The organism is Nonomuraea sp. SYSU D8015 (assembly GCF_008065375.1).
Taxonomy (GTDB): domain Bacteria; phylum Actinomycetota; class Actinomycetes; order Streptosporangiales; family Streptosporangiaceae; genus Nonomuraea.
Window position 1 is genome coordinate 380,180 of the sequence record NZ_VJYI01000004.1, and the last position, 14,129, is coordinate 394,308.

7 protein-coding genes are annotated in these 14,129 nt (G+C 71.0%); 6 read left to right on the top strand and 1 reads right to left on the bottom strand.

The features are described from left to right. Window positions 1-19: 19 nt before the first annotated feature. The 6 genes from ID574_RS21065 (at window position 20) to ID574_RS21090 (ending at window position 12,838) form a co-directional block, all read left to right on the top strand. Window positions 20-310, top strand: a complete 291-nt coding sequence (locus ID574_RS21065) for an ATP/GTP-binding protein (RefSeq protein ID WP_188190638.1) — start codon at window positions 20-22, stop codon at window positions 308-310. Window positions 311-321: 11 nt separating this feature from the next. Next, window positions 322-1,026 (top strand): alpha/beta hydrolase, encoded by a 705-nt coding sequence (locus ID574_RS21070; RefSeq protein WP_188190639.1) that lies wholly within the window; start codon window positions 322-324, stop codon window positions 1,024-1,026. A gap of 174 nt (window positions 1,027-1,200) precedes the next feature. Then, window positions 1,201-4,500 (top strand): LamG-like jellyroll fold domain-containing protein, encoded by a 3,300-nt coding sequence (locus tag ID574_RS61655; RefSeq protein WP_188190640.1) that lies wholly within the window; start codon window positions 1,201-1,203, stop codon window positions 4,498-4,500. Window positions 4,501-4,533: 33 nt separating this feature from the next. Next, a complete protein-coding gene (locus tag ID574_RS61660; protein ID WP_188190641.1) occupies window positions 4,534-10,785 on the top strand; it encodes an RHS repeat domain-containing protein in 6,252 nt (2,083 codons plus the stop codon). Between the two features lie 185 nt (window positions 10,786-10,970). After that, a complete protein-coding gene (locus tag ID574_RS21085; protein ID WP_188190642.1) occupies window positions 10,971-11,729 on the top strand; it encodes an SDR family NAD(P)-dependent oxidoreductase in 759 nt (252 codons plus the stop codon). A 314-nt stretch (window positions 11,730-12,043) separates the two neighbouring features. Next, window positions 12,044-12,838 (top strand): alpha/beta fold hydrolase, encoded by a 795-nt coding sequence (locus ID574_RS21090; protein WP_188190643.1) that lies wholly within the window; start codon window positions 12,044-12,046, stop codon window positions 12,836-12,838. Here the strand turns inward: ID574_RS21090 and ID574_RS21095 are convergent. Then, window positions 12,823-14,082 carry an AI-2E family transporter gene (locus ID574_RS21095; protein ID WP_223166917.1) on the bottom strand — a complete coding sequence of 420 codons (1,260 nt, stop codon included), beginning with the start codon at window positions 14,080-14,082 and terminating at the stop codon, window positions 12,823-12,825. The two genes, ID574_RS21090 and ID574_RS21095, sit on opposite strands and share 16 nt — an antisense overlap. Window positions 14,083-14,129: the final 47 nt, after the last annotated feature.

Here is a 14,129-nt window from a genome sequence, read left to right on the forward strand (position 1 = left end):
GGTCTGGAGACAGCACGGGATGAGCCCTCGACGGGCCCGCCGCAGGGAGTCCTCCCGCCCCTTCGGCTTCCCGACCGGCCTGGACAAGGTGGAGGAATGGCCGGACGGCGAGTGGAAGGTCCGCATGCTCACCGGCGCGTCCTCGACGAAGGACTACCGCTGCCCCGGCTGCGACCAGGAGATCCGCCGCGGCCAGCCGCACCTCGTCGCCTGGCCCAACTGGGCCGGAGGAGACGAGGAGCGCCGCCACTGGCATCAGGCGTGCTGGCGTAAGAGACTCGACCGCGGCCCCGGCCGCAGCCGTTATTGAGAGGATCCAAGGTGGAGATTCGCGCTGCGACCGTGCTGCCTGCCCGGCGGGAGCCGATCGAGCTGCATACGGGCGACGGCCTGACCCTCGTCGGCGAGCTGGCCTTGCCGCTCGACCGTCCCCCCGTGGCGACGCTGGTGACCCTGCATCCCCTGCCCACCCACGGCGGCTTCATGGACAGCCACGTCTACAAGAAGGCCGCCAACCGCCTGCCCGCCCTCGCCGACCTGGCCGTGCTGCGCTTCAACACCCGGGGCACGTCGTCGGAGCGGGGCACCTCGGAGGGCACGTTCGACGGCGGCGAGGGCGAGCGGTACGACGTCGCGGCCGCGCTGGAGTACGCCGAATACCACGACCTGCCGCGCGTCTGGGTGGTCGGCTGGTCGTTCGGCACCGAGCTGACGCTCAAGTGGGCCCACGACCCGCTGGTCGAGGGCGCGATCCTGCTCTCGCCGCCGCTGCACAGGGCGACGGACGACGACCTCGACGCGTGGGCGCGGTTCGGGCGGCCGCTCGTGGCGCTGGTGCCGGAGTTCGACGACTACCTGCGGCCGGAGGAGGCCCGCCGGCGCTTCGCCCGGGTGCCGCAGGCGGAGGTCATCGGGGTGAACGGCGCCAAGCACCTGTGGGTGGGGGAGCCGTACGTGCGCATCGCGCTCGACGAGATCGTCAAGCGGGTCAATCCGGCCGCGTGGCCGCTGCCGACGGAGACCTGACGGATACCTCCGCGTGAATCGGGGCGTTGAAGGAAATCTTTGAGCAGAATGAGCAGAAGTCTGGACCTGACCCCTGACACAGAGTGAGAATCCGATCGTCAACCGAAGATCGTGGAGACGCCGGGCGGTCCTCCGTCCCGCGCGTAACCTCAGCTCAACCGTCGGCGAGGAAAGATGCGGGTTGTGCGTGTACTGGGTGCGGCGGCGCTGGCGCTCCCGATCCTGACGATCCCTACGACCCCGGCCGCCGTCGCGGAACCCCCGACGGTGGGGGCCGCACCGGAGAAACCCCCGGCGGTGGCGGCCGCACCGGAGAAACCCACGAAGCCCGAGCAGGACGCGCTCGCCCTGGCCAAGCGCGAGCAGCGGCCCGTCGAGGTCGAGTCGATGCGGAGCGAGACCCGGCAGGTCTTCGTCAAGCCCGACGGCACCTACACGATGGAGCAGCACGTCCGCCCGGTACGCGTCCGCAAGGACGGCCGATGGGTCCCCGTGGACACCACGCTCCGCCTGCGCCCGGACGGCGCGGTCGAGCCCGTCGCCACGGCGGCGGGGCTGACGTTCTCCGGCGGCGGCGACGCCCCGCTGGCCCGCCTGTCGCGCGGCGCCAAGGCCCTGGAGCTGGGCTGGACGGGCGCACTGCCCAAGCCGGTGCTCAACGGCGACACCGCGACCTACCCCGAGGTCATGCCGGGCGTGGACCTCCAGGTCACCGCCGACGTGGACGGCTTCTCCCACGTCCTGGTGGTCAAGTCGCGGGCCGCCGCGGCGGGCCTGACCGAGCTGACCTACCCGCTCGCCACCCGGGGGCTGTCGGTGAAGACGGACAAGGCCGGCAACCTGGAGGCCGTCGACGAGAGCGGAGGAACGCTCTTCATCGCGCCCACCCCGAAGATGTGGGACTCCGAGGGCATCACCAGCCCGAAGGCGCTCAGGGAAGGCCGCTCACCGGAGGCCCGCGAATCCGCGATGGGCGTGGAGCTCGCGGGCAGGCACCTGCGGCTCAAGCCGGACCGGAAGATGCTGGCCGACCCTGAGACGAAGTTCCCCGTCTATCTGGACCCGTACTTCTCGGCCTCGCGTGCCGCGTGGACGGCGATCTGGAAGAACTGGCCCAACTCCAACTACCTCAACTCCAGCGACGTCGCCCGCGTCGGCAAAATCAGCTCAACCCAGACGAACCGCTCGTTCTTCCAGATGGGCACCGGCTCGGCCATCCACGGCAAACAGATCATCAAGGCGACGCTGCGCACGTACGAGACGTGGTCGTACTCGTGCGACGCCCGCAAGGTGGAGGCCTGGGGGACCAGCGCGATCAACAAGAGCACCACCTGGAGCAATCCGCCGTCGAAGACCAGGTTGCTCTCCACGGTGAACGTGGCCAAGGGCTACAGCTCGTCCTGCCTGCCCGGCGGCGTGGAGTTCGACGTCACGTCGTGGGCCGCCGACGCCGCCGCCAAGAAATGGCCGACCATGACCATCGGCCTCTACGCCACCAGCGAGACCGACCTCTGGGCCTGGAAGAAGTTCAGGAACAACCCGAGCGTGGTCATCGAGTACAACTCCATCCCCACCGCGCCCCTCGCCGCCGACGCGTGGTCCGACCCGGGCGGCGCCTGCGCCTCCGGCGACACGCGGCCGATCATCAGCAGCACCACGCCGAAGGTGTGGGCCAGGCTGAAGGACGCCGACAACTCGGTCAAGGGCCGGTTCGAGTGGTGGTCGGCCGCCGGGGTGAAGCTGGGCGAGTACGTCACCGCCCTGGGGTCGAGCGGCACCGCGTTCTCCGCGGCCATCCCGGCGGGCGCGTACGCCGACGGCGCGCTGATCCGCTGGCGGGTGCGGGCCGAGGACGGCAGGGCCAGCAGCGCGTGGAGCCCCTGGTGCGAGGCGACCGTGGACGCCACCGCCCCCGGCAGGGAGCCGGAGGTCGGCTCGCCCCAGTTCGCGGAGAACGCCTGGAGCGACGGCGTGGGCCTGGCGGGCTCGTTCACGTTCGCCCCCAACGGCGTCACCGACGTGGCCGCCTACCTCTACGGGCTCGACACGACGCCCGCCACCGAGGTCGCACCCGGCCCCGACGGCACCGCGACCGTCCAGCTCACGCCGCGCCACGACGGTCCCAACGTCCTGTCGGTACGCAGCAAGGACCGCGCCGGCCAGCTCGGCCCCATCCGCACCTACGTCTTCAACGTCAACGCCGGCCGGCCCGCGAGCGGCCACTGGACGCTGGACGAGGGCCAGGGCACCGTGGCCGCCGACACCGCGAACGCCCACCCCGCCACGCTGCACGGAGCCACGTGGACGACGGGCAAGACCGGCGGGGCACTGCGACTGGCCAACGCCCACGCCCAGACCTCCGGCCCCGTCGTGGACACCACCCGCAACTTCACCGTCACCGCCTGGGCCCGCCTGACCGCCACCACCGGCACGGCCACCCTCGTCACCCAGGAGGGCGCCAGGACGGGGGCGTTCGCGCTGCAATACTCCAAGCCCGACAACCGCTGGGCCCTGACCCGCACCGGCGCCGACGCGGACGCTGCCACGTCCGCGCGCGCCCTGTCGGCCGCCGCGCCGCGCCTGAACGAATGGACCCACCTCACAGGCGTGTACGACGCGGCGGCCGGCACCCTCTCCCTCTACGTCAACGGCCACCTGGAGTCCACGGTGGCCTTCACCCAGCCGTGGAACGCCACCGGCCCTCTGACGATCGGCCGCGGCAAGGTCGCGGGCGCGGCGGCCGAGTTCTGGACGGGTGACGTCGACGACGTGCGCGTCTACGGCCGGGCCATGTTCGCCGACGAGGTCGCCGACCTGGTCAACAGCGCGGCCACGCTGGTCGGCCACTGGACGCTGGACGAGGAGTCCGGCACCACCGCCGCCGACTCATCCGGCCGGGCCACGGCCGCCACGCTCGCCGGCGCCGCCTCCTGGACACCGGGCTGGCTGGAGGGCGCGCTCGCGCTCGACGGCGCCAGCGGCGCCGCCCAGACCCCCAAGCCGGCCGTGTCCACGGCCACCGGCTTCACGGTCGCCCTCTGGACCCAGCTCGACTACCTGCCGACGGCCGACACCGCCGCGGTGGCCCAGGTCGGCAGCAGGGCCGCCGGGTTCCAGCTCGGCTTCGACAAGGCCCAGCAGAGGTGGGTGTTCGGGATGGCCGCCGACGACACCGACGCGGCCACTCTCGTACGGACCCGCTCCGACGCCATCCCGAACCCGCTCGAATGGACTCACCTGGCCGGCGTGTACGACCCCCTCGCCGGCCAGCTCCGCATCTACGTCAACGGCCGCCTGTCCACCACCACCGTCACCGACCACGTCAGCAAATGGAGCGCGGGAGGCCCGCTTCACCTAGGCCGCACCAAAACCGCGGGCGCCCTCACCGGCTACTGGCCGGGGACCGTCGACGACGTCCGCACGTACGACGGCGTCCTGAGCGCCGAGCAGATCGCACAGCTAGCAGCCCAGTAATTCCTGACCAGCACCCCCGACTGGGAGAGGTTCATGGACCTGCCGGACGAGTTAGACCTGCCCGAATCCCGCTGGAATCGTTTTCAGCCACCCGACGAACCCCCCGACCTCCCCGACCCGTCCTGGAACGACCCGCTCCCTCCCAAACCCGAATCCCCCTGGCCCCGGCGGCTGGCGACGGCGCTGTCGATCGTCCTCGTCGTGCCCATGGTGTACGCCATGCCCGCCTACGCGGCCCCGCGCCCCGCACCGGCCGTGCAGAAGGAAACGCCGGTGACGGGCGGGAAGGTCCCCGTCAAGCCGCCGCTGGCGGATCCCGCCGCCAAGCAGGCGTGGAAGGCGGCGCCGGCCGTCACCTGGCCCAAGCCGCAGAAGGCGGAGCTGGGCGGCTCCGGCTCCGTGTCCACCCTGGCGGCCGGCTTTCCTGTGAAGCTGGCGCCGGGCCCGGCCAAGGCGGCGCAGGCGACGGCCCCGATCAGTGTCGAGCTGCTCGACACCGACCTGCTCGGCCTGGCCATGCGGGTCATGCCGGGGAAGGGCGTGGCCACGGCGGCTGAGGCCAAGCCGGCCAAAACCCGCCTGGAGGTGGACTACTCCAGCTTCCGGTACGCCTACGGCGGTGACTACGGCTCCCGGCTGCGCATGGTGAAGCTGGAGGAGTGCGCGCTCACCGGCGCGGCCGGCTGCGCTCAGCCGCAGCCGGTGAAGAGCGACAACAACGTCAAGAGCGGCACGGTGACCGCCGAGGTCGAGACGGGCGGCCTGTACGCGCTGACCGCGGCGCCGTCCGGCCCGTCGGGCGACCATGCCGCCACCTCTCTGGCGGCTTCGTCCGACTGGAGTGTGGGCCCTCAGTCGGGCGACTTCACCTGGGGCTATGAGCTGCGCATGCCTCCGGCGCTGGGTGGTGAGGAGCCGGGCGTGTCGCTGGGCTACTCCTCCCAGAGCGTGGACGGGCGCACCGCCTCCACCAACAACCAGGCGTCATGGGCGGGGGAGGGCTTCGAGCTGAACCCCGGCGGCTACATCGAGCGCCGTTACAAGTCCTGCATGATCGACGGCAAGAAGACCGGCGATCTGTGCTGGGACCAGGACAACGCCACCATGTCCCTGGGCGACTCGTCGGTCGAGCTGGTCAAGGACGCCACCACGAAGCAGTGGCGGCCCAAGCGGGACGACGGCACCAGGATCGAGGCGCTGACCGGCGCCACGAACGGGGACAACAACGGCGAGTACTGGCGCGTCACCACCCCCGACGGCACCCAGTACACCTTCGGCCAGAACCGGCTGCCCGGCTGGGCGACCGGCAAGCCGGAGACCAAGTCGGTGCAGACGGTGCCGGTGTTCGGCAACAACAGCGGCGAACCCTGCTACAACGCCACCCCGGCCAACGCCTGGTGCCAGCAGGGCTACCGGTGGAACCTCGACTACGAGGTGGACACCCACGGCAACGCCACCACCTACTGGTACGAGCGCGAGACCAACCACTACGGCCGCAACATGAAGCCGGAGCTGGGCACCGCGTACGTGCGCGGCGCGTACCTCACCCGGATCGACTACGGCTACCTGAAGAACGAGCTGTTCACCAAGGCCCCCGCGGCCCGCGTGGTCTTCGACGTCGCCGAGCGCTGTCTGCCCAGCGGCACCGTGACCTGCGCCCCTGACCAGCTCAAGAAGGAGACCGCGAGTCACTGGCCGGACGTGCCGTTCGACCAGATCTGCGACGCGGGCGTGAAGTGCACCGACCGCCTGGCTCCGACGTTCTTCACCCGCAAGCGCCTGGCCAAGGTCACCACTCAGATCCTCAACACCGACACCGCCAAATGTTCGGGTGCGCAGTACTGCGCGGTGGACTCGTGGGCGCTGGCGCACCAGTTCCCCGCTTCGGGTGACGGCATGAGCCCGGCGCTGTGGCTGGCCTCGATTCAGCAGACCGGTCACGTGGGCGGCACGATCACGCTGCCCCCGGTGAAGTTCACCGGCGTGCAGCTGCCCAACCGGGTGGACGCCCTTGAGGGGCGTGCCCCGCTGGTCAAGTGGCGGGTGCAGGCGATCAACAACGAGTCCGGCGGTGAGCTGCGGATCAACTACTCGGCGGCCGACTGCAAGCCGGGCGACGTCCCCACGGCCGACAAGAACACCAGGCGCTGCTTCCCGCAGCGCTGGGCCCCGCCGAACGAGGCCGAGGTCACCGACTGGTTCCACAAGTACCTGGTCACCCAGACCATCGAGGTGGACCGGGTCGCCGGCTCCCCGAACGTGGTCACCGACTACGAGTACCTGGATGGCGCCGGCTGGCACTACGCCGACAACATCCTGGTCAAGCCCGAGCACCGCACCTGGGCCGACTACCGCGGCTACGGCCGGGTTCGCGTCCGCGAGGGCGACGGGCAGGACGGCAAACGCACGCTGACGGAGTTCCGGTTCTTCCGCGGCATGCACGGCGACAAGCTGGCCGACGGCTCCAAGCGCAGCGCGCAGGTGGAGGACTCCGAGGGCGTCAAGCTGGACGACCTCGACCAACTGGCCGGGTTCGAGCGGGAGGAGATCCTCTTCGACGGTGACGGCGGTGCGGTCCTGACCGCGACCGCGCAGGAGCCGTGGTCGGTCAAGACGGCCGAGTCCACGCAGGGCGGCGTCACCAAGGCCGCGCACGTGGTCCAGCCCAAGTCCATGGTCACCCGCACCGCGCTGGCCGGGGGCGAGTGGCGGCGTACCGGCGAAGAGCGCGCGTACGACGCCAAGGGCCTGCTCCTCCAGGTCCACGAGAAGGGCGACCTGGCCAGCGCCGATGACGACGAGTGCGTCCGCTACAGCTACGCCCGCAATGACACCTCCTGGATGCTCGACTACCCCAGCAGGGTCCAGAAGGTCGCCGCCGGCTGCGGCACCGCGGTCTCCACGCTGGCCGCCGGTGAGGTGATCTCGGACGAGAAGATCCAGTACGACGGCCAGGCGAACGGCCAGCCCCCGACCAAGGGCGACGTGACCGCGGTCCAGGAGCTCGTCTCGGCGGACGGCGCGACGATCACCGACAGGACCCACACCTACGACGCCTACGGCCGGGAGACCAGCGAGACCGACCCGGTCGGCACCAAGTCCGTCACCACCTACAGCCCGGCCGCCGGCGCCCCGGCGACGGAGACCACGGAGACGAACCAGCTCGGCCACGTCGAGCGCACCCTGCTCGAACCGGCCTGGGGCGAGCCCATCGCCGAGATCGACGCCAACAACCGCCGCGTCGACATGGAGTACGACGCGCTCGGCCGCCTGATCAAGGTCTGGCAGCCCGACCGCAGCAAGGCGGCCGGGCAGTCGCCCAGCACCGAGTATTCCTACACCGTCCGTACCGACGGCCCCAGCGTCGTCACCACCAAGACGTTGAACGCGGACGGCGGCTACACCACCAGCCACGAGCTGTACGACGGCCTGATGCGCGAGCGCCAGACCCAGGAACCCGCGCCCAGGGACGATCAGACGACCGATCCCGCCCTGCGTGACGGCCGCACGATCACCGACACCTTCCACAACTCCCAGGGCGAGGAGTACAAGGCCAACACCGGCTACTTCGCCACGGGCACACCGTCCACCGAGCTGCTGGCGGTGGCCGACGCCGCCGTCCCCAACCAGGTCGTGTCGTTGTTCGACGGCGCGGGTGAGGTCAACGCCCAGATCCTCAAGGTGAAGGGCGTGGAGAAGTACCGGGTGACGGCCAAGGAGGAGGGCGACCGGGTCCACGTCACACCGCCGCCGGGCGGTACGGCGACGACCAGGATCGGTGACGCGCAGGACCGGCTGATCGAGCTGCGCCAGTACAAGGGCGCCACCCCGACCGGCGAGTACGAGTCCACCAAGTACACCTACGACCACGCAGGGCGCCTGTCCACGGTGACCGATCCGGCGGGCAACGTGTGGCGTCACCACTACGACCTGCGCGGACGGGAGATCAAGACCGAAGACCCGGACAAGGGCGTCACGACCACCACGTACAACGACGCGGACGAGATCGTCACCACCACCGACGCCCGCGGCAAGACCCTGTGGTACGGCTACGACGCCCTGGGTCGCAAGACGCAGATGCGCGAAGGCTCGGCGAGTGGCCCGCTGCTGGCCGAGTGGAAGTACGACGCGCTGGCCAAGGGAGAGCTCAACGCCAGCATCCGGTACGTGGACGGGCAGGCGTACACGGCCGAGATCAACGCCATCGACGCCGACTACCGCACCCTGCGCCAGACGATCACCATCCCGGCGAGGGAGGGCAAGCTCGCCGGCTCCTACCAGCTCAACACCCGCTACACGCTCGACGACCAGGTCCAGTCCATCAGCTTCCCGGCCGCGGGCGGGCTGGCGGCCGAGTCGGTCGTCTACACCTACGACGGGCTCAGCCAGCCGACCAAGGTCACCGGGCTGTCGGCGTACGTGAGCGCGACCCGCTACTCCAAGCTGGGCGAGACCCTCCAGTACGAGCTGGGCGAGGGCACCAAGAAGACCTGGCTCACCTACACCCACGACGAGGGCACCCGCAGGCTGACGGCGATGCGGCTGGACCGGGCAGGTGCTGCCGCCAGTGATCTGGACCTCAATTACACCTACGACGCGGTCGGCAACATCACCAAGATTGCTGACAGGGCCGCCCAGGACACGCAGTGCTTCAAGCACGACCACCTGCGCCGGCTGACCTCGGCGTGGACGGCCACCGACGACTGCGCCGGCGGGGCCCCGCAGTCCGACAAGATCGGCGGCGTGGCCCCGTACGCGGTCAGCTACGCCTATGACGTCACCGGCAACCGGACCAAGGAGACCAAGCACGCCTGGGGCGGCGCGGCCGAGACCGTGCGCGACTACACCTACCCGGCGGCGGGCGGCAAGCAGCCGCACGCGCTGCAGGCCGTCGGAGCCGACGTGTTCGCCTACGACGCTGCGGGCAACACCACCCGGCGCAAGGTCGGCACCTCCGACCAGAGCCTGGTCTGGGACGCCGAGGGCAACCTGGAGTCGGTGACCGAGGCCGGCAAGACGACCTCGTTCATCTATGACGCGGACGGCGACCGCCTGCTCCGCAAGACCCCCACCGACGCCACCCTCTACATCGACGACATGGAACTGCGCTTCGACTATGCCAAGGACGTCGTCGAGCAGACCCGCTACTACACCATCGGCGGCGAGGCCATCGCGGTCCGCACGCCGGACAACCAGGTCTTCTTCATGGCCAACGATCACCAGGGCACCGCGCAGGCCATGGTGAACGCCGGCACCGGAGACGTGGCCATCCGCAGGCAGACCCCGTTCGGCGAGGACCGCGGGACACCACCACCCTGGTGGCCGGGACAACGCGGATTCGTCGGCGGCACCAAGGACGCGACCACCGGGCTCGTCCACCTCGGCGCCCGCGAGTACGACGCCGGGAACGGCCGCTTCCTGTCGGTCGACCCGATCATCGACGAGGGCGATCCGCAGCAGCTCAACGCCTACGCCTACGCCAACAACAGCCCGGTCACCATGAGCGACCCCGACGGGCAGCTGTTCTGGTTCGCCGTGGGCATCGCGGCCAGGCTGGCGGCGCGGGCGATCGCCCGGCGGCTGGCTCAGGCCGCGGCCAGGCGGGCGGCGCAGGCCGCGGCCAGGCGGGCGGCGCTCGCCGCGGCCAGGCGCAGGGCCGCCGAAGCGGCCAGAAAGCGTGCCCTGGAAGCGGCCAGGCGGAGAGCCGCCGAAGCGGCCAGGAAGAAGGCGGCTGAGGCGGCGAGGAAGAGAGCCGCGGAAGCGGCCAGGAAGAGGGCGGCGCAACAGGCCAGGAAGAAGGCCGCGCTGGCCAGGCAGCGGGCGGCCGCCGCGGCGGCCAGGCGACGAGCCGCAGCGGCAGCGCGCCGGGCCGCGGCGGCCAGGCGGCGAGCCGAAGCTGCGCGCAGGGCGGTGACCAGGCGTGCGAGCAGGCCCTCCAAGGCCACGGTCAGGCACCGGCCCGCCGTCCGTCCGACCAGCCGCAGGGCGGTCCAACGGCAGTCGCCGCCCAAGGCACAGCGAAATCCCCCGAACACCGGCCGGCCTCAGTCGCGCGGGCTGACCGACGCGCAGAGACGCTCGATCGACGAGCAGTTGGGAAGGACCCAGCCCACCGGGGCGTACACGAGGAGCGCCCGGACCGAGACGGAAGGCATCGCGTGGCAGGGCACCGCACACGGCCCGGCCTCCAAGCCATACGTGTCGGAGGCTCCGCGTTCGAAGGGGTGGGCGCGCGTCTATCGCATCTGGGAGATCTTCAGGCCGCCGGCGGTCCCCCCCAACTAACACCCATGCCGTGTGGTCAAGCGTGATACGGCGTAGTCAAGGTTAGTCGAAAGAGAAAACGGAGCTCCTGCCCGAACGGTGTCGACCAAGATCACCGTTCGGTGCGGGAGCTCCGTCGCCCCGGTGGCGTTCCCGCGCGCTCTCTCCATAGAATCTTGTTCGGTTCCGATGCGGAGGAGGCAGCAGTGAGCGCGTTCGGTCTCAGCGGGAAGCAGGCCCTGGTCACGGGGGCGTCGAGGGGCATCGGGCGGGCCATCGCACTCGCGTACGCCGAGGCGGGCGCCGACGTCGCACTCGTCTCCCGATCCGCCGACGCGCTCGCCGAGGTGGGCAAGCAGGTCGAGGCCCTGGGGCGGCGCGCCGTGGTCATCCCCGCCGACCTCACCGACCGCGACGCCGCCAGCGGCGCCGTGGCGGCGGCCGTCGACGGGCTCGGCCACCTCGACATCGTGGTCAACAACGCCGGCGGGTCGAACTTCCTCGTCGAGTTCAAGGACCTGCGGCTGTCCGGCTGGGACAAGCTCATGCGGCTCAACCTCGACTCCGCCATGGTCGTCTGCCACGCGGTGGCCCCGCACCTGCTGGGGCGAGGCTCGGGCGTGGTCATCAACGTGGCCTCGGTGGCGGCGCTCGGAGCGCCCTTCCTCGCTCCGTACGCCGCGGCGAAGGCCGGGCTGGTGGCGCTCACCAAGACGCTCGCCGTGGAGTGGGCACTGTCCGGGGTGCGGGTGAACGCGCTGTGCCCCGGCTGGACGGCCACCGAGCTCAACCGCAACCTGTGGGAGGACGAGGCGTCGAACGCCGCCACGGTCGCCACCGTGCCGATGCGGCGGTGGGGGACCGTGGAGGAGATGGCCCAGCCGGCGGTGTTCCTGGCCAGCGAGGCGTCGGCGTACATGACGGGGCAGGTGCTGTTCGTCGATGGCGGAGCCACCGCCACCTGACCGCGCCACCTGACCGCGCCCTCTGGCCATGCCGTCCCGGCTCGCCCGCCCTGTCGTGCCGCTCAGCTCGCGCGGTCTGCCGCGGCGGTCTTGACCCAGGCCGGCCAGCCGTTCCAGCCACCGGACCCGGCAAGGCGCGGTGCGGTGGCGGCGGGACGGCGCTGACGACAGTGGCGCGCCGGAGGAAGACGGATCCCGGCATGTCGGAGATTGCGCCGGAGAAAGACTGCGCGCAGTAGCGGTCCGCGTTATGGGGGTATATCGGCATACGACATTGAGTGATTGTCGCCGGGAACCGGGTTACCGTGTGATCCGTGCAGCTCTACACGAGATCGGCCGGGACCGGACTCCCGGTTGTGCTGCTTCACGCGTTTCCGCTGTCGTCGGCCATGTGGCTGGCCCAGCGGGAAGGGCTGGCCAAGGCGTGCCGGGTCATCACCCCCGACCTGCGCGGCTTCGGCGGCTCCCGGCTGGGCGAGGACGAACCGTCGCTCGACCTCATGGCCGACGACGTCGCCAGGCTGCTCGACGACGAGGGCATCGACAGGGCGGTGGTCGGCGGGCTGTCCATGGGCGGCTACGTCACCATGGCGTTCTGCCGCCGGCACCCCGACCGGTTGCTCGGCGCCATCCTGGCCGACACCAAGGCCGGCCCCGACCCGGCTCCGGCGAGGGAGAACAGGGAGCGCATCGCGCAGGCCGTGCTGTCCGAAGGGAGCGACGTGCTGGTCAGCGAGGTGCTGCCGGCGCTCATCGGGCCCACGACCAAGGAGCGGCGCGCCATGGTGTTCGGCCGCGTCAAAGGGCTGGTGCAGTCCGCGCCGCCGGGCGCCGTCGCCTGGGCGCAGCGGGCCATGGCCGCGCGTCCGGACTCGTTCGACACGCTCGCCGCGCTGAAGGTGCCGCTGCTGGTCGTCGTGGGCGAGGAGGACGAGCTGTCGCCGCCCGCCGACGCCGAGGCGATGGCGCGCGCCGTGCCCGGAGGCCGGCTGGAGATCATCCCGAAGGCCGGCCACCTGAGCGCGGTCGAGCAGCCGGAGGCGTTCAACGCGGCGGTGGCCGAGTTTCTCCGTACGGAGCTGGGCGGAGTGCGTCAGACCCGCGCCTGACGCGGGATGACGACCTCGCGGATGATCAACGCGATCGCCGCGGCCACCGGGATGGCCAGCAACGCGCCGACGATGCCCAGCAACGCGCCGCCGAACAAGGCGGCGATCACCGTCACGGCGGGTGTCACGTCCACCGAGCGCTTCATCACCCTGGGGTAGATGAGGTAGTTCTCGACCTGCTGGTAGATCACGAAGAAGATCGCGCAGGCGAGGCCCGCGGGCAGCGACTGCAGCAGCGCCACGCCGGTCACCAGCACCGCGCCGATCGTGGCGCCCACCAGCGGGATCAGGTCTGTCAGCGCGACGACCAGGGCGAGCGCGAGCGCGTACCGGACGCCGGCGATCGACAGGAAGATCCACGTCAGCACGCCCGCGATGACCGAGATCAGCACGTTGCCCGCGACGTAGCCGCCGATGCCGGTGAGGATCTGCTCGCTGATCGCGCCGGTGCGCGCCCGGCGCGAGGCCGGGACGAGCTTGAGCAGGTAGTCCTTGATCGTGTGCAGCGAGCCGAGGAAGTAGAGCATGAGCACCAGCAGCGTCACGGTGGTGAACACACCGTCCAGCACCACCAGCCCCGCGCCCATGATCCCGCTGGCCAGCGACGGCCCCAGCGTGCCGGTCACGAACGCCGTGAGCTGCGAGACGATCTTGTATTCGGCGTCGAGCTGCTGCACCGTCGGATGTTTGCTGAGCTCGTTGAGCAGCCCCGGCACCGCCGCGACGAACTCCGACAACTGCTGGCCCACCGGCGGCACCACTGCCAGGCCGAACAGCACGAACGCCACGATGACCCCGGCGAACACGATCGAGATCGCGCCCCGCCTGGCCAGTCCGCGGCGCTGTAACGCCTCGACGGCCGGGTTGAGGCCGACGGCCAGGAACATGGCCACCACGACCAGGATGATCGTGCTCAGCGAGTTGACGACCATCTGCGCGAGCGCGATCGCCGTCAGCACCCCGAGCCCGCCGACCAGCCCGAACAGGAACGGGCCCCGAGCGAGCGGCTTCCCCGGCAATCCGTACGGCCTGGTCTCGGAGTCCTCCTCGGACTCGACCGGCACCGCCTCGCCCCGGGACTCCGGGACCGCGGCCGCCGTCTCCTCCCGCGCCTCGGTCCCGGGCTCTTCCCGCGCCTCGGTCCCGGGCTCTTCCCGCGCCTCGGTCCCGGGCTCTTCCCGCGCCTCGGTCGTCGGCTCCTCCCGATCTCGTCCGGCGGCCGTGGACTCGGCTTCTGTGGACAAGGCAACCCCCAGGATGGTCGGCGACGAACTCGGCGGGCGGCGCTCCG

What these genes read in the sequence shown, in the direction of transcription:
- ID574_RS21065 (WP_188190638.1), top strand. Translation starts at nt 20, where the DNA reads ATGAGCCCTCGACGGGCCCGCCGCAGGGAGTCCTCCCGCCCCTTCGGC.
- ID574_RS61655 (WP_188190640.1), top strand. Translation starts at nt 1,201, where the DNA reads ATGCGGGTTGTGCGTGTACTGGGTGCGGCGGCGCTGGCGCTCCCGATC.
- ID574_RS61660 (WP_188190641.1), top strand. Translation starts at nt 4,534, where the DNA reads ATGGACCTGCCGGACGAGTTAGACCTGCCCGAATCCCGCTGGAATCGT.